A 23,352-nucleotide genomic window follows, 5' to 3' on the forward strand; every position below is an offset into this window, starting at 1 on the left:
TCTAAGACGCGCGGCATCATCCGCTTCCCTTCTGCCCTGCTACAATAAGGTGCTGCTGCCCATGATCCCCCGCTATTCCCGTCCTGAAATGGTTGCCATCTGGTCGCCGGAAACCAAATTCAAGATCTGGTACGAAATCGAGGCACATGCCTGCGAAGCCATGGCGAACCTCGGCGTGATCCCGCGCGAGAACGCCGACGCGGTATGGAAAGCCAAGGACGTGGAATTCGACGTCGCCCGCATCGACGAGATCGAGGCCGTGACCAAACATGACGTCATCGCCTTTCTGACCCATCTGGCCGAACATGTCGGCTCCGAGGAAGCGCGCTTTGTACATCAGGGCATGACATCGTCGGACGTGCTGGACACCTGCCTCAATGTGCAGCTGGTGCGTGCCGCCGACATCCTGCTCGAGGGCGTCGACAAGGTGCTCGCTGCGCTGAAGAAACGCGCGCTGGAGCACAAGGACACCGTGCGCGTCGGCCGCTCACATGGCATCCACGCCGAGCCGACCACCATGGGTCTGACCTTTGCCCGTTTCTATGCCGAAATGGACCGCAACAAGCAGCGTCTGCAAAATGCCCGCGCCGAAGTTGCCACCGGCGCGATCTCCGGCGCGGTTGGCACCTTTGCCAATATCGACCCCCGTGTTGAAGAACATGTCTGCGAACAGCTCGGCCTCAGCCCTGAACCGATTTCGACCCAGGTGATCCCGCGCGACCGTCACGCAATGTTCTTTGCCACGCTGGGCGTCATCGCGTCGTCGATCGAGAATATCGCAGTGGAAATCCGCCACATGCAGCGCACCGAGGTGCTGGAAGGCGCCGAATTCTTCTCGATGGGCCAGAAAGGCTCCTCGGCAATGCCGCACAAGAAGAACCCGGTTCTGACCGAGAACCTCACCGGCCTTGCGCGCCTGGTGCGGATGGCGGTGATCCCGGCGATGGAAAACGTGGCGCTGTGGCATGAGCGCGATATCTCGCACTCCTCGGTGGAGCGCGGCATCGGCCCAGATGCGACCGTGACCCTGGATTTTGCGCTCAACCGTCTGGCCGGCGTCATCGACAAGATGCTGGTCTTCCCTGAGAACATGCTGGACAACATGAACAAATTCCCCGGCCTCGTTATGTCACAGCGGGTGCTGCTGGCGCTGACGCAGGCGGGTGTCAGCCGCGAGGACGCCTATTCCATGGTGCAGCGCAACGCCCTGAAGGTCTGGGAAGATCGTGTTGATTTCCGCGAGCTGCTGCTGGCGGATGCCGATGTGGTTGCGGCGCTGGGTGAAGAAGCGATCAACGAGAAATTCGACATGGGCTATCACACCAAACACGTCGACACGATTTTTGCCCGGGTGTTTGGCGACTAAGCCAACCTGTGATCTCTGTGATTGCACAGGCCGCTCTGCCACACGCAGGGCGGCCTTTTTCGTGCCGCTGCGCCTCACTGTCTTGTTATCCCGCCCCGGTGGTCCACCCTCTAAGGTGAAGACACCTCAGGCCGCAGATCCGCGGCGCGCGCGACAAAAGGACAATCCCATGCCTGCCATCCCGACACGAACCGCCCTCCTCGCCCGTTCTCTGCCCGCATCGGTGCTGCGGGCCAGCTGTGCCGCGCTGCCTGCGCTGGCGCTCTCGGCTGCTTTTGCCACCGGCTTTGCAGGCCAGCCATTGGCGGCGGGGAGCGATGACAGCGCCGCGCCAAAGCCAACCAACACCACCAAGACCTGCAAGGGCGCCAAGGTCTGGGACGATCAGAAACAGCGCTGCGTCGCGCCCAAACACTCCTCGCTCGACCCGGATGAAATGTATGACGCCGTGCGCGAACTCGCCTATGCTGGACGCTATGGCGACGCGCAGGCGGTGCTGGCGGCGATGCCTGACCAGATGGATAGCCGGGTGCTGACCTATTGGGGCTTTACCTATCGTAAGCAGGGCTATCGGGACCAGGCCATGTCCTATTACACTCGTGCCATTGCGCTGGATCCACAGAACCATCTGGCGCGGTCTTACATGGGGCAAGGGTTTGTAGCTGAAGGAAAATACGGTCTTGCGCTGGAGCAGTGGAAACTGATCCGCGCCGCAGGCGGCAGTGGCAGCTGGGCCGAGGTCTCGCTGCGCGAGGCGCTTTTGTCGGGACAGACGCAAAGCTATTGATTTTCAGCATTTCTTTACGGCTTGCGCCCTAGATTGGAGACAACAGAAAGAGAATCTTTTTGGCTAGGGCTCATAAATGCAGAATGAAAATGCTTTGGCGCTTCCCATGGCGGCCTCCTCAGATGACTTTGGCGATTTCTCCGCCCCGGCTCCGCTTGGCGGGATGGATTTCGGCGGCGATTTCGGCGGCGGCGATATGGGGATGGGCGGCATGGGTGGCGGTGCGCTGGATATGCCCGCAATGGGCGGTGGTATGCCCGCCGCCAAATCCAAACTCAGCGGCAAGGCCAAAGCCGCCATTGTGGTCCGCCTGCTGCTGAACGAAGGGGCCGATATCCCGCTGGAATCGCTGCCGGACGATTTGCAGATCGAATTGACCCAGCAGATGGGCCGCATGGGGCTGATCGACCGCACCACCCTGCATGAGGTGGCCGGGGAATTTGCCGAAATGCTCGACAACGTCGGCCTTTCCTTTCCCAATGGTCTGGCTGGTGCGCTCTCCGCGATGGAGGGCAAGATTAGCCGCCAGACGGCCAGCCGCCTGCGCAAGGAGGCCGGCGTGCGCCAGTTTGGCGACCCGTGGGAGCGTCTGCGCGCCCTGCCGCCAGAGGAGCTGGCGGAGCTGGCTCAGGCCGAAAGCACCGAGGTCGCCGCTGTCCTTCTGTCCAAACTCGACACCACCAAGGCGGCGCAGATGCTGATCCACCTGCCCGGTCCCGTGGCCCGCCGCATCACCTATGCCGTCAGTCAGACCGCCGCCGTGACCCCGGATACAGTGGATCGCATTGGCCTGTCCCTCGCCGCGCAGATCGAGGCGCGGCCCGAGGTCGCCTTTGAAGAGACGCCGGGCCAGCGCATGGGGGCCATCCTGACCCAGGCGGCAGCGGGCAAACGTGACGAGGTGCTGACCGCGCTGGATGAGGAAGACGAGGAATTCGCCGGTGACGTCCGCAAATCGATCTTCACCTATGCTCTGATCTCACAGCGCGTCAGCCCCGTCGATGTGCCCAAGATCGCGCGCGTTCTGGCGCAGCAGGATCTGGTCACCGCCATCGCCTTTGCCACCGACGAGGACGATGTGGAATCCAGCGAATTCATGCTGGCCAATATGTCCAGCCGGATGGCCAACAACATCCGCGAGGAAGTGGCCGAACGGGGCAAGGTCAAGCGCAGCGTTGGAGAAGGTGCCATGGGCACGATCGTCAACGCATTGCGAGAGCTGGTGAATTCCGGCGAGATCGAGCTGCGCGCCACTGACGAGGACGAAGAGGACTGATCTCAGCGCCCGCAACGGCGGCGCGGCCCAGGGCCGCGTCCACCGGATCTGAGCGGACGTATGGCCAAGAGCTGCGTTGCCGATAACGGGGTCGGTTGCTTGTGCCTGTTGGCGCCGCCGTTTATGGTCGCGGCTGATTTTGCTTTCCTCAATTGCAGGCCGACCGGACATGCCCGTTGATCCCTCCACCCTGTCCCCAGGCCGCCGCGCCAGCTACTACGCCAGCAATCTGGCGCTGCGCGCGATCATCGGCGCGCTGGGTCTGATCCCCTATGACAAACGCATTCCGGCGATGGGCTGGGTGATGCGCAAGGCTGCACCGCTGGCCGGGTTTCACAAACGGGTGCGTGACAATCTCGCGCTGACCTGCCCCGAATTGCCGGAGGCGGAGGTGGCGCGTCTCTGCGATGAGGTCAGCGACAATGTCGGGCGCGTGGTGGCGGAACTCTACGCCGGGCAACCGTTTCTGGAGCGCGCCTGGGCGGCGCCGGTCTCCGGCCCCGGTCTGGCGGCGCTGGAACGCGCCCGCGCCGAAGGGCGTCCGGTCATTCTGGTCACCGGCCATTTCGGCAATTACGACGCCGCGCGCGCCAATCTGATCAAGCGCGGCTTTGCCATGGGGGCGCTCTATCGTCGGATGGCCAATCCCTATTTCAACGACCACTATGTGCGCGCCATTGAAAAGACCGGCAAACCGATGTTTGAACAGGGCAAACGCGGCATGATGGAGATGGTTCGCCACCTGAAACAGGGGGGCATCATTGCCATCGTGGCGGATCTGCATGCCCATGGCGGGGTCAATATCGACTTCTTCGGCGAACCCGCCGTGACCTCCATCGTGCCAGCCGAACTGGCGCTGAAATACAAGGCTGCGATGATCCCGGTCTACGCCATTCGCCAGCCCAACGGGCTGGATTTCGAGATCATCGTGCAGGAAGAAATCGCCCCATCGGATCCTGTCACCATGACCACCACCGTTTGCAAACGGCTGGAGGAACTGGTGCGGCAACATATGGGGCAATGGTTCTGGATCCACCGGCGGTGGAAACCCTATGTGCCGATCCCGAAACCCACACCGGCAGACCGGAAGCCGGACGCGACCTGAGCCTGCCCGGGGTGCTGCGGCGTGCGGTCTTCGTCTGGCCTGGCTCAGGTTTGCACGGCCCACTTCAGCCTGTCTCAGTTCAACCTGTTTCAGTTCAGCCTGGCTGCGGCCAGGATCGCACCATAGGGCGCCTGCTGTACCAGCAGCGCGGCCGGGCGGGCATCGGTCAGCGTCACAGTCAGCTCCAGCGCGCCCTGCCCGTCCCAATCCGCCACGCGGTCAATCTGTTCGACGACATTGGCGTAATCCAACCGACGGCCCGCCAGCTCCCCGCGTGAGATATCCACGGTTTTCAGCGGCGCATAACGCACCAGCTGCACCGAGATCGGCCCGGACAGAACCGGCGCGGTATCCGCCCGTCGCAACGCGACAGTGACACCATCAGCGGCGCTGCCATCAATGCGGATCGACACCTGGCTGGGCCGGGTCTGATGGCTGGCGATCACCTCGGTCAGCTCCATCGCATTGGCGCCGACAACATCGTCCTGACCATTGACGATCATCTGCGGGGTATAGACCATCTGGCGACCGCCGACGTGGGCGTATCCTTTCTGGCGGCGGGTGTGGGCGGGATCGGCGAACTGATCTTTCCAGCCGATATAATCCCAGTAATCCACGTGCAGCGCCAACGGCAGCACATCAGGCCGCGCCGTCAGCTGCCGCAGCAGCGCATCAGCAGGCGGACAGGAGGAGCACCCCTGCGAGGTGAACAGCTCCACCACCACCAAATCGGTGGCCGCGCCAGCGCTCTGCGCGGCAGCCCCGGTTGGCAGCGTCATCCACACGGCCAGAAAAAGCGATGCGACCCATTTCATACAAGATACCCTTTTTGCTCTGGCTTATGGATCTAGCGGGCTGAGCCTGAAATGACCAATCAATCATTCTTGAGACGCCCGTGCGTGGTGCTGTTTGGGGTGAAAATTCCACCTTGGCGCAAATTTTGTGTACTATTGCATACAAAAATGCTGCCTGCGGCGTTTCAGCTATTGAATGCACGCCCGACCTGTTGCAGATAGCCGGTAGCGAATTCCCTGTTTTCACATCCCAGAGGGAGGCCAAACATGCCTATCACCGTCGGACAGGACAATGCCAAGACGCGCCGCAAACTGAGCGCGGGTGGCAAGTCGATCTCCTATTACTCGATCCCCGCCGCAACCGAAGCCGGTCTTGGCGATTTTGCCAAGCTGCCTGCCGCGCTGAAAGTGGTGCTGGAAAACATGCTGCGGTTTGAGGACGGCGGCTTCTCCGTCTCCACCGACGATATCAAGGCCTTTGCCGAATGGGGCGCCAATGGCGGCAAGAACCCCCGCGAAATCGCCTATCGTCCGGCCCGCGTGCTGATGCAGGATTTCACCGGCGTTCCCGCCGTTGTGGACCTTGCCGCGATGCGCGACGGTATCAAGGCGCTGGGTGGCGACGCCCAGAAGATCAACCCGCTGAACCCGGTTGATCTGGTCATCGACCACTCGGTCATGATCGACGAGTTCGGCAACCCGCGCGCGTTCCAGATGAACGTCGACCGCGAATACGAACGCAACATGGAGCGTTACCAGTTCCTGAAATGGGGTCAGGGCGCGTTCAACAACTTCCGCGTTGTGCCCCCGGGCACCGGCATCTGCCACCAGGTGAACCTGGAATATCTCGCCCAGACCATCTGGTCCGATGAGGATCAGAACGGTGAGATGGTCGCCTACCCCGATACGCTGGTCGGTACCGACAGCCACACCACCATGGTCAACGGCGCGGCCGTTCTGGGCTGGGGTGTTGGCGGTATCGAGGCCGAAGCCGCGATGCTGGGTCAGCCGATCTCCATGCTGATCCCCGAGGTCATCGGCTTTGAGCTGACCGGCGCCATATGCGAAGGCACCACCGGCACCGACCTCGTGCTGAAGGTTGTGGAAATGCTGCGCGCCAAGGGCGTGGTTGGCAAATTCGTGGAATTCTACGGCACCGGTCTTGATACGCTGCCGCTGGCGGACCGCGCCACCATCGCGAATATGGCGCCGGAATATGGCGCCACCTGTGGCTTCTTCCCGATCGACGAAGAAACCATCCGCTACCTGCGCAACACCGGCCGCGACGAAGACCGTATCGCGCTGGTCGAAGCCTACGCCAAGGAAAACGGCTTCTGGCGTGATGCGGATTATGCCCCGATCTACACCGACACGCTGAGCCTCGACATGGGCACCATCGTGCCTGCGATCTCCGGCCCGAAACGCCCGCAGGACTATGTCGCCCTGACCGGCGCCAAGGCGGCGTTCCAGAAGGAAATGGAAGAGACCTTCAAGCGTCCCATGGGCAAGGAAGTCGCCGTCAAGGGCGAGGACTACACCATGGAAAGCGGCAAGGTCGTGATCGCCTCGATCACCTCCTGCACCAACACCTCGAACCCCTATGTGATGATCGGCGCGGGCCTCGTGGCGCGCAAGGCCGCTGCCCTCGGCCTGGATCGCAAGCCCTGGGTCAAGACCTCGCTGGCACCGGGCTCGCAGGTTGTGTCCGCCTATCTGGAGGCCGCAGGCCTGCAGGAAGATCTGGACAAGATCGGCTTTAACCTCGTGGGCTATGGCTGCACCACCTGTATCGGCAACTCCGGTCCGATCCAGCAGGAGCTGTCCGATGCCATCGCCGAAGGTGATCTGGTGGCGACCTCCGTCCTGTCCGGCAACCGCAACTTCGAAGGCCGTATCAGCCCCGATGTGCGCGCCAACTATCTGGCCTCGCCGCCGCTGGTTGTTGCCTATGCGCTGGCGGGCACCATGGATATTGATCTGGCGTCAGATCCGATTGCCCAGGACAAGGACGGCAAGGATGTCTACCTGAAGGACATCTGGCCGAGCCAAAAGGAAATCGCCGATCTGGTCGAAGCAACCGTGACCCGCGAAGCCTTCCTGTCGAAATACGCCGATGTGTTCAAAGGCGACGAGAAATGGCAGGCGGTGGACACCACCGACGCCGAGACCTACGACTGGCCGGCAAGCTCCACCTATATCCAGAACCCGCCCTACTTCCAGGGTATGGGCTCTGAGCCGGGTACCATCTCCAACATCAAGGACGCAAAACCGCTCTTAATCCTCGGCGATATGGTCACCACCGACCACATCTCCCCGGCGGGCTCTTTCGCGACCACCACCCCGGCTGGCCAGTATCTGCTGGACCGTCAGGTGCAGCCGCGTGAGTTCAACTCCTACGGCTCGCGTCGTGGCAACCACGAGATCATGATGCGCGGCACATTTGCCAACATCCGCATCAAGAACGAGATGCTGGACGGTGTCGAAGGTGGCTATACCAAAGGCCCCGATGGCGAACAGACCTCGGTCTACGAGGCCTCCATGGCCTATCAGGAACAGGGTACCCCGCTGGTTGTCTTCGGCGGCGAACAATACGGTGCGGGCTCCTCGCGCGACTGGGCGGCCAAGGGCACGGCCCTGCTGGGCGTCAAGGCGGTCATCGCCGAGAGCTTCGAACGTATCCACCGCTCCAACCTGGTTGGCATGGGCGTGATCCCGTTTGAGTTCACCGGCGGCGACACGCGCAAGACGCTGAAGCTCACCGGCGATGAGACGGTCTCGATCCACGGTCTGGACACCATCAAGCCGCAGCAGGAAGTTCCTTGCGACATCACTTACGGCGATGGCACCACCAAGACCATCACCCTGAAGTGCCGCATCGATACCGCGCCCGAGATCGAGTACATCGAACATGGCGGCGTGCTGCATTACGTGCTGCGCAACCTCGCCAAATCCTAAGGCAGGCGCAGGTCACAGCATCTGAGCGATCAACGCGGGTGCCCTTCGGGGCACCCGTTTTTGTTTTCAACACGATGAATTCAGGCATAAACTCGCGGGACCAATCGGAATCATCGCATCAAGATGCCGTTACGTAAACTTCGAACTGGACGGCGGGCTGCCGGCCCGTCTAGGATTTATCAACAGATCTAGCAGCCGCGTAACGACGGCACTGCCAGATGCAACAGGTTGTGCTCAGCCGCCCCCAAGACGCACTAAACTCAGACGGATGCCCAGTGAACGACACTCCTGAAAAAGAAGCTATCATTGTCACCATCACGGCGATCCCCGACCTCTACGACGAGCTGGTCGCGGCGCTGCAAAAACTGATGCCGGAAACCCGTCGTTTTCAGGGCTGTATCCAGGCCCATCTCCTGCTGGCACCAGAGCGCGGCGAGGTGGTCATTTTCCAGATCTGGGAGAACAGCGAGGTCCAGAGCGCCTATCTCACCTGGCGGGCAGAACGCGGTGATTTTGACCGGCTGGCAGAGTTCACACAGGACGAACAGATCTTCCGAACCTATGAGCTCGGCTAGGATCGGATCCTGCTTGCCCCGCAAGGCCTGCGCCGCCTGCCGATGGCAGCCGCATCAGTTGGCTGCCGCACGCTCCAGTGCCGGGCGCAGGGTGCTGTCGATCACCCGCTGCGTGATGGGACCGGCAAAACGCAGGATGATAGTGCCCTTACCGTCGATGACATAGGTTTCCGGCACGCCATAGACACCCCAGTCCAGCGCCATCCGACCTGCCTCATCGCGACCGATGGCCGTATAGGGATTGCCCAGCTCGTTCAGAAAGCCAACGGCATTGTCTTCCTGATCCTTGTAGTTCACCCCGTAAATCGCCAGCCCTTCCTTGGACAGCGCATCCAGGCTCGGGTGTTCCACCCGGCAGGGGCCACACCAGCTGGCCCAGAAATTCACCAGTTTCACGCTGCCGTCACGCAGCGTGGCATCGTCGAACCCGGGTTCACCGGGAAAATCGGTCAGCACAACCGGCGGCGCGCTCTGACCTTCGCGCGCTGAGGGCAGGCTTTCGGGATCATCGCGGAACATGCCAGCCAGAAACAGGGCCACCAGCCCGCCAAAAACCAGAACCGGCAGCGCCATCACGGGAGAAATCTTAGCCACGGGGCGCACCTCCACGGGTCTGCATCTGTTGTTCCATTGCCTGCATCTCCCGCCGTATCCGGCGACCACGGGCAAAGGTGATCACCAGCAGTCCGGCCAGCAGAACCAGCGAGGCGCCGTAGGAAGACAGCACTTCAACGGCATATTTTCCAAGATCGGGCATTATGCGTCCATCCTTTCACGCAGCATCAGCGCACGGATCCGGCGGGCGCGGATTTCCGTGCCGGTCCGGTAGAGCACCAGCGCCAGAAACATCAGGCCAAAGCCAATCATGCAGACATAGAGCGGGTTGGAGAACGCATCTGCCACATTCTCTTCCTTGTCGAGCGAGAGCGAGGCGCCCTGATGCAGACCCTGGTTCCAGAAGTTCACCGCATAGCGGCTGAGCACCGCAAAGACCGAGCCGACAAGACACAGGATCGAGGTGAGATCCGCCGCCGTGTCCGGGTCCTCGATCGCCTCCCAGAGGGCGATATAGCCAAGGTAGAACAGGAACAGCACAAGGAATGAGGTCAGCCGCGGGTCCCAGACCCACCAGGTGCCCCACATCGGCTGGCCCCAGAGCGCGCCGGTCAGCAGCGCGATCAGCGTCATCACCACCCCGACGGGCGCTGCGGCACGCGCGGCCAGGGCGCTGACATGATGGCGGCGCACCACCCAGATCAGCGAGGCCACCAGCATCATGAACCAGGCGTTGATGGCGATCAGCGCCGAAGGCACATGCAGGAAGATGATCTTTACCGTGGACCCCTGGCGGTAGTCATCTGGTGTGAAGAAGAACCCCCAGACCAGCCCCACACAGGTCAGCACGGCAGCTGTGACCCACAGCGCGGGCAAGACCCGCTCCGAGGTGGTCAGGAACTTCTTTGGATTGGCGTATTCCCAGATCGACATGGTGGCTATTTAGCTCTTGCTTGAAGGGATCTCAATTCATTCATCCTAGCGCAAATTGACGCGCAGTACGGCGGCACTGGCAAAGGGCAGCAGCGCCAGCGAGGCGGCCGAGATACCGGCCAGCATCAACAGCGGCGTCTCTACCGCCATGCCCTCGGCCCCCCGGCGCGCCGCCTCGGCTCCGAAGATCAGCGTCGGCACATAAAGCGGCAGCACCAGAAGCGACATCAGCAGACCGCCCCGCTTCAGCCCGACAGTGAGCGCCGCACCAAAGGTGCCGATCACCGACAGCGCGGGCGTGCCCAGCAGCAGCGAAACCACCAGCCAGAGAAACCCCTGCCCCGGCAGGTTGAGCAGAACCGCGAGCGCCGGTGCTGCCAGAACCAGCGGCAGCGAGGTGGTGATCCAATGGGCCAGCGCCTTGATCGTCACCACCGCTTCCAGCGGCAGCGGCGCCGTGGCCATCAGATCCAGCGTCCCATCCTCCCAGTCCAGCGCCAGCAGACGGTCCAGCGACAACAGGCAGGCCAGGAGCGCGCCCAGCCAGAGGATGCCGGGCGCGATACGGCTGAGCAATTCGGACTGCGGCCCCACCGAGAATGGCACCAGCACGGTGACAATCAGGAAAAACGCCAGCCCCAGCCCAAAGCCGCCGCCGGCACGCAGCGCCAGCTTCAGATCCCGCAGCAACAGCGCCCTCACAGGAAGGCTCCGTCAAAATTGTCGAGATCCGGCAGCCTGGCCCGAAAACGGCCCACATCCAGCGTGTCGCCATCCAGGCCAAGATCGATATGCGTGGCGATCAGCGCCGCGCCGCCACCGGCCAGATGCTGCTGCACCACCTGTGCAAACTGCTGCACCGAGGCCCGGTCCAGACTGACGGTCGGTTCATCCAGGATCCAGTAGCGCCGCCCCGTCACCATCAGCCGCGCCAGACCCAGGCGGCGTTTCTGTCCGGCCGACAGCGCCCCGGCCTGCCGGTCGCACAGACCCCGGAGGTCAAAGGCATCCAGCGCGGCATCAATCGCGCCGGTGGCAAAAATCGCCGCCCAGAACCGCAGGTTCTCCGCCACTGTCAGCGTCAGCTTGATCCCATCGGAGTGGCCGGCATAGGCAAAATCCTCGGCGCTGCCGTCGCCGTGAAAACTGATCTCACCCGCCAGCGGCGGTTGCAGCCCGGCGATGGTGCGCAGCAGCGTGGTCTTGCCGCTGCCGTTTGGTCCCCGCAGGATCAGCGCCCGGCCCGGTGTCAGCGCAAAGCTCACCCCCTCCAGCACCGGAACGCCGCCGCGCGCGATGCTCAGCCCTGCGATGGTCACTGTCATGAAATCCGCCTACCCATTTGGTTCTGCTTCGAAAAAGCCGATCCGGCGGCCGCTGTCCTTGCGCCAGATCAAGCCCAGGCCTGCACGTGCGACAGTCAGACCGCAAGCGCCGCAAGCGCGATGCGGCGGCCCTCGGACAACAGCACGTTATAGGTCCGGCAGGCAGCGGGGGAGTTCATCGCCTCGACCCCGATTCCGGCCCCTTCCAGTTGCTGGCGCAGACCGGCGGGGATATGGGCCACCTCGGCGCCGGTGCCGACGAACAGCACATCCACATCCCCGGCAAGCGCCAGCAATGGCGCGCTGTCCTCATAGCCGCCCCAGTCCGTGGTCCCCGTGGCCCCGGTCAGGATATTGCCGTGATGCACCTCACCGCCAACCCGAAAGAACCCCGGCCCATAGCCATCAATTGGCAGGGCATCCGTATAGGCAACTTCGTTCAAACGCATGGCGTGCATCCTTTGTACGTGGTCGGGTGGTGGGCGGGCGACCCTGCCCTGCCCGGCTGCATAACATGTCCGCCACCGCGACAAAATACCAGCGCCGCATATGCCGATAAAAAGAGGCCGCAACCCATGGGGCTGCGGCCTTTGACCCGTCGCGCGGTCTGAACCCTCAGGCGTCGATATTGGCGAACTGGTTGCCTGCAGTGTTCGACGGCTTGGTCCAGTCGCGTTTCACACCCAGCCACAACAGGATCGTGGAGGCCACGAAGATCGACGAATAGGTGCCGATGATGACGCCCCAGATCATCGCAAAGACAAAGCCCCGGATCACATCTCCGCCCAGCACATAAAGCGAGATCAGCGCCAGCAATGTGGTCACCGAGGTCATCACCGTCCGGCTGAGGGTTTCGTTGATCGAGATGTTCAGAACCTCGGCCAGTGGCTTTTTCTTGTAGCGACGCAGGTTTTCACGCACCCGGTCAAAAACCACCACGGTATCGTTCAGCGAATAGCCGACGATGGTCAGCAGCGCCGCGATGATGGCCAGATCGAACTTGATCTGCAGTTCCGAGAACACGCCAATGGTCAGCACCACATCGTGGACAAGCGCGGCAACAGCGCCAAGCGCGAACTGCCACTCAAAGCGCAGCCAGATATAGATCAGAACCGCACCAATCGCGAGGGCGACCGCCAGCACTGCCGTCTGTACCAGCTCACCAGAGACCTTGGGGCCTACGGATTCCACCGAGACGAATTTGATCCCCGGTGCCACCGTATCCAGTGCTGCATTCACATCCGCGATCACTGCGCCGGAAATCGACTCGCCATCGCCCTGCGCCTGAATGCGCACCATGGCCACATGCTGGTCCACGTCAAAGGTCGGATCGAACACCTCGCTGATGGTGATGTCCCCCAGCTCCAGCGGTTCCAGCGCGCCGCGATAGGCGCCCACGTCGATCTCGGTCGTGCTTTCGGTCCGGATGGTGGTGCCGCCGCGGAAGTCGATGCCGAAATTCAGCCCCTGCAAGGCAAAGGAGGCAAAGCCGACAACGATCATCAGCGCAGAGATGCCCAGCCACAGTTTCCAGAGTCTGAAGAAATCAAACGAGGTATTTTCGGGAATTAGTTTCAGCCGCATCTCAGACCTCGATTGTTTTCGGACGACGCCGTTCAAACCACATCACGATGATCACCCGCGTCACGAAGATCGCGGTGAAGACCGATGTCAGAATCCCCAGCCCCAGCGTGATCGCAAAGCCGCGCACCGGGCCAGAGCCCATGGCGAACAGGATCACAGCGGTGATGAAGGTGGTGATATTGGCGTCAAGAATGGCGCTCAGCGCCTTGGAATAGCCTTCGTCAATGGCCCGTGCAGGACCTCGACCGGCCTTCAGCTCCTCGCGGATCCGTTCAAAGATCAGCACATTGGCATCCACCGCCATACCGACCGTCAGAACAATACCCGCAATCCCCGGCAGGGTCAGCGTCGCACCAATCAGGCTCAGCGCGCCAAAGATAAGCGCGATATTGAGGATCAGCGCGATATTGGCAAAGATCCCGAAGAGACCGTAGCTCAGCGCCATGAACACCAGCACCCCGACAAAGGCGACGATGGTCGCAACCTTGCCCGCGTCGATGCTGTCCTGACCCAGTTCCGGGCCAATCGTGCGTTCCTCAAGGAACTCCAGCCCCGCAGGCAGCGCACCTGCACGCAGCAGGATCGCCATATTGGTGCTTTCCTCGATGGTGAAGTTGCCGGTGATAATGCCAGAGCCACCCGGAATATGCGACTGGATCACCGGGGCGGAAACCACCTCCTCATCCAGCACGATGGCAAAGGGCGAACCGATGTTTTCGGCCGTATAGTCGCCGAACTTGCGCGCACCGGTGGTGTTGAAACGGAAGCTGACCGCCGGGCGGCCGTTCTGATCAAACGACGGCTGCGCATCCACCAGCTCCTCACCGGTCACAACCGGTGCAGCCTCAACGGTGTAGAACACACCATTTTCGTCCAGCGACGGCACGACTTTGTTGCCGACACCCGCATTGGCATCGGCGTCCGTGCCGCGCCCCACGACGGGGTTAAAGGTCAGCTGGGCGGTGGTGCCGATGATCGCCTTCAGCTCAGACGCCGACCCGATGCCGGGCACCTGGATCAGGATCCGGTCGCTGCCCTGGCGCTGAATGGTCGGCTCTCGGGTGCCCACCTCGTCGATCCGGCGGCGGATGATTTCCAGTGCCTGACGCACGGTGCGGTCATCAGAGGCCAGCTTCTCCTGCTCGCTCAGCTCTACGGTCAGAATGTCACCGGTCCCGGACACGGTGATATCCGTGGCCCCGGCGCCAGTCAGGCTGGTGATCGGATTGGCCAGACCACGCACAACCTCCAGCGCGCGGGCCATGCCCTCTGGCTGAGAGATCTTCAGACGAATCTGCCCCTCCGGTGCGGGCTGGCGCCGGAAGGTGCCGACCTCACCGCGCTCAGGGCGCAGCGCGTCGCGCACTTCAGGCCAGAGCGCATCCATGCGCGCGCCGTAGACGTCGGCCACCTTCACCTCCGCCAGAAGATGCGCGCCACCGCGCAGGTCCAGACCAAGGTTGACCAGCGACGACGGCATGAACGACGGCCATTGGCCCGCCACGTCCAGCCGCGCGGGGCTTTCGCCCTTCGCGATTATTTCGGCGGCGGCGTCATTGGCCTGCTCGACGCGCGTGTAAAACGCATTTGGCAGGGCAAGCAAAAGGCCGGTCACACAGACCAGCCAGATGAGAACCCGCTTCCAGAGATCAATTTGCAGCATTGCCCTGCCTTTTCAGTTGGTTAAGCGGGGATACTTACGCTGCCGGCTCGGTCTTGTTCAGAACCTGCGCGATGGTGGATTTGATCACGCGGATTTTCACACCCTCGGCGATTTCCACTTCGATCTCGCCATCGTCCTTGACCTTGGCCACCTTGCCGATGATGCCACCCTGGGTCACCACCTGATCGCCCCGGCGCAGCGCCTCGACCATCGCCTGATGGGTCTTCAGTTTTTTCTGCTGCGGACGGATCAGCAGGAAATACATGATCGCAAAGATCAGAATGAGCGGGAGAAACTGGGCGAGTGCGCCACCTTCCATGGGATATTCCTTCTGTGTGACAGGCGCTTCAGACGCCCTTAATTTTGCAGGGGAACCTATGCGCTGGCCCGGGGCTTTGCAAGGCTAACGGGGCCAGTTGCGATACCGCAAACGCAGTTGACCCATGGCGGGAGCGATGAGAGGGTTTTTTCAACCCATTTCAGATCCAGATTGCCCATATGACCACGATTACCCTGCCGATTGATCCCAAGTATTTTTGGGCGATTGTTGCCCTCGCTGGCTTTGTACTGGCGGTGGCTGTCGTCTATGCAGCCATGCCCCGCACGGAGGGCAAGCAAACCGATCCGCTAGACCGCCTCAAAGATATTCTGGGACTGGCACAGTTCGGCGACGGGCTGTTTCTGTTGCTTGCCCTGATGTGGTCCGGCCTGTTTTTGGCGCTGTTCACCGGTCTGCTGCTGATGCTGTGGGAGCTGATCTGGTTTGTGGTCCCACAAAATCCGTCGGCAGAGGCATCTGCCCGTTTCGCCCTGCTGCGACTGGCGGCGATGACTGCAACCCTTGGCGCGGTGGTGGCGCTGCCTTTCACCCTGATCCGGATCCGACTGACGCGCGAGGCCAACAAGACAGCTGATGAATCCCTGTTCAACGACAAGATCAACGCCGCCACCGAAGACCTGCACGCCATGCGCCAGCGCTGGGACGAAGAGCAGAAGCAAAATATCTGGGAAGACGACATAACCCGCCGCAACGCCGCCATTGATCGACTGGAAGGGCTGGTGAAGGAGCGCCCGGACACAGCTCCCCGAGTTTCGCGACTGCTCAGCGTTTATGTGCGCGAACTCTCTCGCGAAGTACCCGCGGAGATACCTCCAGAAGAACCGACACCTAACGAATTGCACCGCTGGCTATTTGGGCTAACTGTTAAACGCTCAGACATGGAAAATGCGGTTCAGGTTCTAGGCCGGATGAAACGGATCCGAGCAGTGAACTGCGTAAGCATCTCTATTGATCTGCGACACGCCAATCTTCAAAGGTTCGATCTGACAGGTCTAGACCTGTCAGGTGCGATATTGTCGGGGAGCCATATGCAAGGATCATTTCTAAGAGATACACAGTTACGGAATGCCAGTCTCCCATTTGCGAAGATGCAAGGTACAAATCTGGGCAATGCTAAAATGCTGATGGCTGACCTTAGCTGGGCGGATCTACGACAAGCATTTCTTGGATGCGCGATGTTACGGGGCGCGAGCCTTCGCCATGCCGACATGCAGGGTGCTGAACTCTACGATGCCGAGCTGCAAAAAGCAGACCTCACTTCGACGAATATGCGGGGTGCAAACCTCAGCAGAGCAAAGATGCAGGGAATACGACTCGGAGGCGCAAATATGCAGGGCGCAGATATTAGCGCAACAACCATCGATGGCGCCAGCGGTCTTAACAGAGCCGATCTTTCGGGCTCTTTGCTGAGCCAAGTGGATTTTTCTCGTACAAATATAGGCCTAGAACAGCTTAATAGCGGATTTGGCACAACAGATACTATTCTTCCGAACGGCAACGGACCGGACAGCTCGGATTGGCCCGCCCATTGGCCAAAACTTGCAATGGGCCATGGCCAAACATTCCGACAATGGAAGAAATGGCAAACGGACCCCGACAACTACATCCCGCCCACGGCACCGGACGAGTAGACCACCGCCCCCTAACGTGCCATCCCACAACACCCCGGCGGCAAACGTGCGCGCCCCCTTCCCCTTCCCGCCCCCATCCGGCATATGCTGGCGGCACTGATTCAACGCTTTAGGAGCCCCCCCATGCATGACATCCGCGCGATCCGCGAGAACCCTGCCGCTTTTGACGCCGCTTTGGCGCGGCGTGGGGATGCGGCGATGTCCTCTGACATCCTGGCGCTGGATGAAACCCGCCGGGCCAAAATCCAGGCGGCCGAAACCGCTCAGGCCGACCAGAACAAGGCGGCCAAGGCCATCGGCGCGGCCAAGGCCAAGGGGGACGATGCCGAATTCGAACGTCTGCGCGCGGAAGTGGCCGGCAAGAAAGCCGAAGTCGCCACCCTGCAGACCGAGGCCAAGGAACTGGACGCCAAGCTCACCGATGTGCTGGCCCGCATTCCCAACCTGCCCGCCGAGGACGTGCCCGAGGGCGCGGATGAAGACGACAATGTCGAGGTCAGCAAATGGGGGGCGATCCCCAATTTCGCCTTTGAACCGAAAGAGCACTTTGAAATCAAGGGCGTCGCAGCTGCGATGGATTTCGAAACCGCCGCCAAAATCTCCGGCTCCCGCTTTGTGCTGCTGAAGGGCGCCGTGGCCCGTATCCACCGCGCGCTGGCGCAGTTCATGGTCGACACCCATGTCGATGAGAACGGCCTGACCGAGGTGAATTCCCCGGTTCTGGTGCGCGATGAGGCGATGTATGGCACCGATAAGCTGCCCAAATTTGGCGATGACAGCTATCAGACCACCAATGGCTGGTGGCTGGTGCCCACCTCCGAGGTGCCGCTGACCTATTCCGTTGCGGGCGACACGCTTGACGAGGCTGCCCTGCCGATCCGCATGACCGCGCATACGCTGTGTTTCCGCTCCGAGGCGGGCAGCGCCGGCAAGGATACCTCCGGCATGCTGCGTCAGCACCAGTTCGAGAAGGTGGAGATGGTCTCTATCGTCCACCCCAGCCAGTCCGATGATGAGCAGAAGCGTATGCTGCGCTGCGCCGAAGGGATCCTTGAGAAACTGGGCATCCCCTACCGCACCGTCGTGCTGTGCACCGGCGACATGGGCTTTGGCGCGCGCCGTACCTTTGACATCGAGGCCTGGGTGCCGGGTCAGAACACCTACCGAGAGATTTCCTCGGTCTCCACCACCGGTGATTTTCAGGCCCGCCGCATGAACGCCCGGTTCAAACCTGCGGACGGTGGCAAGCCGGAATATCTGCACACGCTCAACGGCTCCGGTCTGGCGGTCGGGCGCTGCCTGATTGCGGTGCTGGAGAACGGCCAGCAGGAAGACGGCTCCGTCAAACTGCCCGAGGTGCTTGCCCCCTACCTGGGCGGTCGCCTGACCCTGACGGCGGCAGGTGATCTGGTTTAACAGCGCACTGCAACCTGTTAATAAAATATAAAAACCGGCGCACCCCAGCGCCGGTTTTCCTTTTCTCGCGAGACGCGCCTCCGGTGAGGCCTATTTCTTCCTGCCCTTTGCGGCAGCGGTAGAATCGTCCTGTTTCTTCGCACTGGGCTTCTTGCGGCCCGCCTCCTTCTTGCCGGTCTCTTTCCGGGCGGAGGCTTTTTTGGCAGGTTCCTTCTTGGCGTCTTTCTTGGCGCCGTCTTTTTTACCGCCGTCTTTCTTTGGATTGTTCTTGGCCTCAAGGATCGCCTTGGCCTTGGCCTTTTCCTTCTCGATGGCGCGTTTTGCCTTGGCCTTCACCCGCTTTGCCTTGGCTTTGGCCTTCACCTTTGCGGCGGCGAATTCCTCGGCCAGGGCTGCGGCCTGTTTGGCGGCCTTCTTGGCCTTGGTGACGGCCCTCTCCGCCTTGGCCTCCGCCGCGCGGCGGGCGGCCTCGGCCGCAGCAAGCGCCGAGCTGAGCTGCGCGGCATCGCCCGTCTGGGTATCCGCGCCATTGGGCGCCGCAGTCGCGGGCGCAGCGCCATTGGCACGGTGATCCGGTCCGGTCCCGGCGCCCTTAGCGACCCGCTGCGCCTTGCGCGCCTCGGCCACAAGCTTCTGCGCGCGCAGCCGGCCGATACGCGGGATCCGGCTCAGCTCCTCCGGCGTTTTTCCGGCAACCGCCTCAACCGTGGCGCAGCCGTTTTGTGCCAGAACCTGCGCCAAGGCAGGACCGACACCGGGAAGTGTTGCAATGGATGTCATGAGGTCTCCTGCCTGTTGGTCGCCTGCATCCCACCCGCCACGGCGACCGATCCTGCCGCCTGCTGCGGGAATGGCACCAGCCGCTGCTGCTCCTCATCCCAGAGTTTCAGCCCCATGGCGCGGACCGCCTCGCCAAATTTGATCCTGCGCGGGGCAATCTCCGGCGGCAGATTGTGGTGGCACCGACGCAGCCGGTAGCTGGGAATGCGGGCGTTGAAATGATGAATGTCATGAAGCGTGATATTGGCGACTGCAAAGTCAAAAAACCAGCCAAAATCGAGGCACGATGATCCCTGAAGGGCGGCCACCTGCGGATTGAGGTCCGGCCGACGATCCCAATAGGTGTCCTCAAAATTATGCTGGAGATAGACCAGAAACACCCCGATCATCCCACCAAGAAAGGAAAACCCCAGCCAGATCAGCACCCCGGTCATCCCCGCGATGGCATAGAGCAGCGCGAGCAGCAGCACGATCACCACATTGTGCAGCACCACCCCCAGGACGCCAAAGCGCAGCGTGTTCTTCGGCCAGCGATAGCGGATGAAATAGGTGAACGCCGCCCCCAGCGGCACCAGCACAAACGGGTTGCGATACAGCCGATAGACCAGCCGCTGCGCCCAGCCCGCCGCCTGCCATTCGCGCAGCGTCATGGTGTGGATCTCACCGGACTCGCGGTGTTCCAGATTGCCGACATAGGCGTGATGCTCATTGTGGTTCTGTTTCATCACCTCAAACGGCGCAAAGGTGAAGGGCGACAGCACATGGCCTGCGACTTCGTTCTGCCATCGGGTTTCGAACAGCGAATGATGCCCGGTGTCATGTTGCAGCACATAAAGCCGCACCGCTGCAAAGGCAAAAACCACCCCGGCAGGCGCCATCAGATACCAGATGTCGGCGTAGCGGATCGCCAGTGACAGCGACAGGAAATAGACCGCAAACGTCCCAAAATAGCTGAGCGCCGCCAGCCGGTTATCCTTCTCGCAATAAGTCCGCGTATATGCTCTCAGATCCATGAAATGTTCCTTAGAGACGCAGTGTGACGCTGAAATGACGATGGCCTGAGGCAAATTGCCCGTGGCCCGACGACGCTCAGACCGCCACTGTGAATACCCCGCAATCCCCCGACGCGGCGCCCCGCATCTGACGGTCCGGCCGCCCGACCGGCATCAGATAGCGCAGAGAAGCCACCCCGGCTTTCAATAATCTATGGTGAAGCCTAGCAAAGCCAATGGCTTGCGGTCAAATGGGGCCAAGGTCGCAGGCATGAACCCTTACAAGGGCAAGAAAAAAGGCAGCCCTCGAAGGGGCTGCCCGAAATCTCATCCTGCGGTCAGCACGGCAACGCTCAGCTGCGGCGGCCTTCCAGATGTTTGCGCAGCTTCGACGGCGGCGCTTTTTTCTTGCCCTTGTAAGGGTTCTTGTCCGACTGCGAGCGCAGCGTCAGACGAATGGGCGTGCCCGGCATGTCGAAATCCTGCCGCAGCCCGTTGACCAGATAGCGATTATAGCTCTCGGGCATCTTGTCGGGATGCGAACACATCACCACAAAGCCCGGCGGGCGGGTCTTGGCCTGGGTCATATAACGCAGCTTGATCCGTTTGCCCTGCGGGGCTGGCGGCGGGTGCTGTTCCAGCATCCCCGTCAGCCAGCGGTTCAGCGCCGCCGTTGGTACCCGGCGGTTCCAGACGTCATAGGCGCGCATGATGGCGGCGTGCAGCCGGTCCAGACCCTTGCCGGTCTTGGCCGACACGGTGATCAGCGGCGCGCCGCGCAGCTGCGGCAGCAGCCGGTCAAAGGCCTCTTTCAGATTGCGCAGTTTTTCCTGCTTTTCGTCCTCGATGTCCCATTTGTTCACCGCAACCACAACCGCGCGGCCTTCACGCTCGGCCAGATCGGCAATGCGCAGATCCTGTTGTTCAAACGGGATTGCCGCATCCAGCAGGACCACCACAACCTCGGCAAATTTCACGGCCCGCAGACCGTCCGACACGGAAAGTTTCTCAAGCTTTTCCTGCACCTTGGCCTTCTTGCGCATACCCGCGGTATCGAAAATCCGCATCGGCACATCCTGCCAGTCGATCTGCAGCGAGATCGCATCGCGGGTGATCCCGGCCTCGGGCCCGGTCAGCAAGCGATCCTCACCGAGGATCTTGTTGATCAGGGTGGATTTACCCGCATTCGGACGCCCGACAACCGCCACCTGCAACGGTTTGTTGCGGGTCGGCATCGGCACCGAGAGGTCATCCTCCTCGGCGTCCTCATCCAGCACGACGTCAATCTCCGGGCTGTCGTCCTTGGCGCGTTTTTCAAACTCATCCGCCAGCGGCATCAGCTGCGCATAAAGGTCGTTCAGACCCTCACCATGTTCGCCGGACAGGCGGATCGGCTCTCCCAGCCCCAGCCCCCAGGCGTCCAGAACACCGGCGTCGGCGGCATTGCCCTCGGCCTTGTTGGCGGCCAGAATCACATGCGCGGATTTCTTGCGCAGGATTTCGGCAAACATCTGATCAACCGGAGTCACACCGACGCGGGCATCGACCATAAACAGACAGATATCGGCCATATCGACCGCCCGCTCGGTCAGGCGGCGCATCCGCCCTTCCAGCGAGTTGTCGGTGGCATCTTCCAGACCGGCGGTATCCACCACGGTAAAGCGCAGATCGCCAAGACGCGCTTCCCCTTCGCGCAGATCGCGCGTGACGCCGGGCTGGTCATCCACCAGCGCCAGCCGCTTGCCGACGAGACGATTGAACAGTGTGGATTTGCCCACATTCGGGCGGCCCACAATAGCGAGGGTAAAAGACATCAGACCAACTTTCTGCGATTCAGACGCGCCCCATAGCGCATCTGCGCGTGCCCTGCCAGAGCACATCGCTGTTTAACCCTCTCCTACCGCATCAAAGCGCTATCGGAAAGCGTGCAATTGCCCCTTGGTCGACACGACATAAAGCGTGCCGCCAGCCACCACCGGCGCGGTGCTGGCACCGCCCGGCACCGCAACCGTGCGCAGCAGTGCTCCGCTTTCGGGGCTGAAAAAGCGCAGCAGCCCATCATTGGAGGCGACAACCACCTGCCCCCCGGCCACCACCGGGCCGTGATGCGCCACGATGGCGCCCCGCTTGCGGGGTTTGTCCTTCAAGTATCCGGGCAGATCGGCCGCCCAGATCGCCTCGCCGCTGTCCGCGTCCAGCCGCAGCAGCTGGCCCAGATCGCTGATCAGGAAAACACTGCCCGCAACCGCCCAGACCGGATCCACCGCGCCATGGGGGGCGGTCCACAGACGATCGCCAGCCGCCAGATCAAAGGCCGCAGTGCGCCCAGACTGGTTGCCGACATACATGCGGTTGCCGGACACCACGGGCGAGCCGGTCACATCGCTGATCCGCGAAATCGTCCGCCCGATCCGCTTGCCCGCAACCGAGGCGTTCCAGCGGCGCAGGCCGCCCTTGCGGAAGGTCGCGGTAAGATCGCCGGATCCAAAGGCAAAAATTGCCAGATCGGAGGTCACCGCAGGCGCAGGCGCGCCCAGGATGTTCGACGGGCTCGGGGTGGCCTGGATCTGCCAGGCAATCCGGCCATCCTTGGCATGGACCGCCCAGCCGGTGTCATCGCCGGCCACAAGATAGATCAGCCCATCGTGCACGGTGGGCTGCCCCGAGCCGGTCGCCTGAAGCTCCTGCCGCCAGAGGGTCGCGCCGCTCGCCGCGTCCAGCGCGGTCAGCACGCCATAGCCGGAGGAGACATAAACCACGCCATTGTCAAACGCCAAACCGCCGCCGGTGGCCTGACCGGAGCTGTCGGAGGCAGGCAGCAGCTCGCTCTGCCACTGCAAGGCCCCGTTTGTGGCAACGGCGGAAACTCTGGCGCCGCTGTCCAGCGTATAGATGCGGCCATCGCCGACAACCGGCGTGGCGGTGATGCGCTGACGACGGCTGTCGCCCGCGCCGATAGAGGTAGACCAGATCGCGTTTGGAGCGGCGGCAAGCGCCGGGTGGACCGGCCGCAGCCCTTCGACACCGGGGCCCTGTGGCCAGCTGGTGTTGCTGCGTGCCGCAGGCAGGGCAATGGCGCGGGTTTCATTGGTCACCACGGCGACGCTGTCATCGCGCAGATCCAGACGTTCACCGCGCAGGATGACCTCAGGCTCGGTGCAGGCGGACAGGACCAACGCCAATGCGGTTCCTGCCAGAATGCCCCTTGCTCCCCAAAAGCTTGTTACTGCCGTCATTACCCTGCCCCGTTACTGCACTTATACTGCACGTTTCTC

At 62.0% G+C, this 23,352-nt stretch carries 22 protein-coding genes; 8 read left to right on the top strand and 14 right to left on the bottom strand.

The window, feature by feature from the left end:
- The first annotated feature begins 61 nt into the window (after positions 1 to 61).
- The 4 genes from purB (at position 62) to VWZ85_RS13260 (ending at position 4,534) form a co-directional block, all read left to right on the top strand.
- Positions 62 to 1,366, top strand: coding sequence for an adenylosuccinate lyase (gene purB, locus VWZ85_RS13245; protein ID WP_340545820.1), 1,305 nt, complete (start codon positions 62 to 64; stop codon positions 1,364 to 1,366).
- Positions 1,367 to 1,535: 169 nt separating this feature from the next.
- Positions 1,536 to 2,153, top strand: coding sequence for a tetratricopeptide repeat protein (locus VWZ85_RS13250; protein ID WP_416588684.1), 618 nt, complete (start codon positions 1,536 to 1,538; stop codon positions 2,151 to 2,153).
- A gap of 76 nt (positions 2,154 to 2,229) precedes the next feature.
- A complete protein-coding gene (locus VWZ85_RS13255) occupies positions 2,230 to 3,429 on the top strand; it encodes a flagellar motor switch protein FliG (protein WP_416540043.1) in 1,200 nt (399 codons plus the stop codon).
- 169 nt (positions 3,430 to 3,598) lie between these two features.
- The gene (locus VWZ85_RS13260) at positions 3,599 to 4,534 is read left to right on the top strand and encodes a lysophospholipid acyltransferase family protein (RefSeq protein ID WP_416534177.1); all 936 of its coding nucleotides are present in this window, start codon (positions 3,599 to 3,601) and stop codon (positions 4,532 to 4,534) included.
- Between the two features lie 89 nt (positions 4,535 to 4,623).
- Here VWZ85_RS13260 and VWZ85_RS13265 read toward each other — a convergent pair whose 3' ends face one another.
- Positions 4,624 to 5,349: a DUF1223 domain-containing protein gene (locus tag VWZ85_RS13265; protein ID WP_416588686.1), complete on the bottom strand. Its 726-nt coding sequence runs from the start codon at positions 5,347 to 5,349 to the stop codon at positions 4,624 to 4,626.
- Positions 5,350 to 5,595: 246 nt separating this feature from the next.
- Between VWZ85_RS13265 and acnA the strand changes: the two genes are divergently transcribed.
- Both acnA and VWZ85_RS13275 read left to right on the top strand, forming a co-directional pair.
- Positions 5,596 to 8,283: an aconitate hydratase AcnA gene (gene acnA / locus VWZ85_RS13270; protein ID WP_416595485.1), complete on the top strand. Its 2,688-nt coding sequence runs from the start codon at positions 5,596 to 5,598 to the stop codon at positions 8,281 to 8,283.
- Positions 8,284 to 8,558: 275 nt separating this feature from the next.
- Positions 8,559 to 8,858: a putative quinol monooxygenase gene (locus VWZ85_RS13275; RefSeq protein WP_416588688.1), complete on the top strand. Its 300-nt coding sequence runs from the start codon at positions 8,559 to 8,561 to the stop codon at positions 8,856 to 8,858.
- 54 nt (positions 8,859 to 8,912) lie between these two features.
- On the opposite strand, the gene VWZ85_RS13280 is transcribed toward VWZ85_RS13275, so the two are convergent.
- From VWZ85_RS13280 to yajC, 9 genes are all read right to left on the bottom strand, one after another.
- Positions 8,913 to 9,452, bottom strand: a complete 540-nt coding sequence (locus VWZ85_RS13280; RefSeq protein ID WP_340545827.1) for a DsbE family thiol:disulfide interchange protein — start codon at positions 9,450 to 9,452, stop codon at positions 8,913 to 8,915.
- Positions 9,445 to 9,615, bottom strand: a complete 171-nt coding sequence (ccmD, locus tag VWZ85_RS13285) for a heme exporter protein CcmD (RefSeq protein ID WP_416538919.1) — start codon at positions 9,613 to 9,615, stop codon at positions 9,445 to 9,447. The genes VWZ85_RS13280 and ccmD overlap by 8 nt, the downstream gene beginning before the upstream one ends.
- Positions 9,615 to 10,346, bottom strand: coding sequence for a heme ABC transporter permease (locus tag VWZ85_RS13290; RefSeq protein ID WP_416588690.1), 732 nt, complete (start codon positions 10,344 to 10,346; stop codon positions 9,615 to 9,617). The genes ccmD and VWZ85_RS13290 overlap by 1 nt, the downstream gene beginning before the upstream one ends.
- A 45-nt stretch (positions 10,347 to 10,391) precedes the next feature.
- A complete protein-coding gene (gene ccmB, locus VWZ85_RS13295) occupies positions 10,392 to 11,048 on the bottom strand; it encodes a heme exporter protein CcmB (protein ID WP_416588692.1) in 657 nt (218 codons plus the stop codon).
- Positions 11,045 to 11,671, bottom strand: a complete 627-nt coding sequence (ccmA, locus tag VWZ85_RS13300; protein ID WP_416588694.1) for a heme ABC exporter ATP-binding protein CcmA — start codon at positions 11,669 to 11,671, stop codon at positions 11,045 to 11,047. Before ccmA ends, ccmB begins: the two co-directional genes overlap by 4 nt.
- A gap of 95 nt (positions 11,672 to 11,766) precedes the next feature.
- A complete protein-coding gene (locus tag VWZ85_RS13305) occupies positions 11,767 to 12,120 on the bottom strand; it encodes an Mth938-like domain-containing protein (protein WP_340545832.1) in 354 nt (117 codons plus the stop codon).
- 166 nt (positions 12,121 to 12,286) lie between these two features.
- Complete coding sequence (gene secF, locus VWZ85_RS13310) at positions 12,287 to 13,255, bottom strand: protein translocase subunit SecF (protein WP_416538922.1); 969 nt, start codon at positions 13,253 to 13,255, stop codon at positions 12,287 to 12,289.
- A gap of 1 nt (position 13,256) precedes the next feature.
- Complete coding sequence (gene secD / locus VWZ85_RS13315) at positions 13,257 to 14,918, bottom strand: protein translocase subunit SecD (RefSeq protein WP_416555229.1); 1,662 nt, start codon at positions 14,916 to 14,918, stop codon at positions 13,257 to 13,259.
- 34 nt (positions 14,919 to 14,952) lie between these two features.
- On the bottom strand, positions 14,953 to 15,237 hold the full coding sequence (gene yajC, locus VWZ85_RS13320; protein WP_340545835.1) for a preprotein translocase subunit YajC: 285 nt from the start codon (positions 15,235 to 15,237) through the stop codon (positions 14,953 to 14,955).
- A gap of 179 nt (positions 15,238 to 15,416) precedes the next feature.
- Here yajC and VWZ85_RS13325 point away from each other — a divergent pair, with 179 nt between their 5' ends.
- Both VWZ85_RS13325 and serS read left to right on the top strand, forming a co-directional pair.
- Positions 15,417 to 16,889 (top strand): pentapeptide repeat-containing protein, encoded by a 1,473-nt coding sequence (locus VWZ85_RS13325; RefSeq protein WP_416588697.1) that lies wholly within the window; start codon positions 15,417 to 15,419, stop codon positions 16,887 to 16,889.
- A gap of 123 nt (positions 16,890 to 17,012) precedes the next feature.
- Positions 17,013 to 18,305 (top strand): serine--tRNA ligase, encoded by a 1,293-nt coding sequence (gene serS / locus VWZ85_RS13330; RefSeq protein WP_340545836.1) that lies wholly within the window; start codon positions 17,013 to 17,015, stop codon positions 18,303 to 18,305.
- 90 nt (positions 18,306 to 18,395) lie between these two features.
- On the opposite strand, the gene VWZ85_RS13335 is transcribed toward serS, so the two are convergent.
- The 4 genes from VWZ85_RS13335 to VWZ85_RS13350 form a co-directional block, all read right to left on the bottom strand.
- Positions 18,396 to 19,085, bottom strand: coding sequence for a helix-hairpin-helix domain-containing protein (locus VWZ85_RS13335; protein ID WP_416588699.1), 690 nt, complete (start codon positions 19,083 to 19,085; stop codon positions 18,396 to 18,398).
- Entirely contained in the window at positions 19,082 to 20,098 is a 1,017-nt protein-coding gene (locus tag VWZ85_RS13340; protein WP_416542168.1) for a fatty acid desaturase, read from the bottom strand. Before VWZ85_RS13340 ends, VWZ85_RS13335 begins: the two co-directional genes overlap by 4 nt.
- Before the next feature lie 332 nt (positions 20,099 to 20,430).
- Positions 20,431 to 21,891 carry a ribosome biogenesis GTPase Der gene (der, locus tag VWZ85_RS13345; RefSeq protein ID WP_340545839.1) on the bottom strand — a complete coding sequence of 487 codons (1,461 nt, stop codon included), beginning with the start codon at positions 21,889 to 21,891 and terminating at the stop codon, positions 20,431 to 20,433.
- A 99-nt stretch (positions 21,892 to 21,990) separates the two neighbouring features.
- The gene (locus VWZ85_RS13350) at positions 21,991 to 23,313 is read right to left on the bottom strand and encodes a PQQ-binding-like beta-propeller repeat protein (RefSeq protein ID WP_416588701.1); all 1,323 of its coding nucleotides are present in this window, start codon (positions 23,311 to 23,313) and stop codon (positions 21,991 to 21,993) included.
- Positions 23,314 to 23,352: the final 39 nt, after the last annotated feature.

It is taken from the genome of Phaeobacter sp. JH20_29 (assembly GCF_048056175.1).
In the GTDB taxonomy this organism is placed as follows: Bacteria; Pseudomonadota; Alphaproteobacteria; order Rhodobacterales; family Rhodobacteraceae; genus Phaeobacter; species Phaeobacter bryozoorum.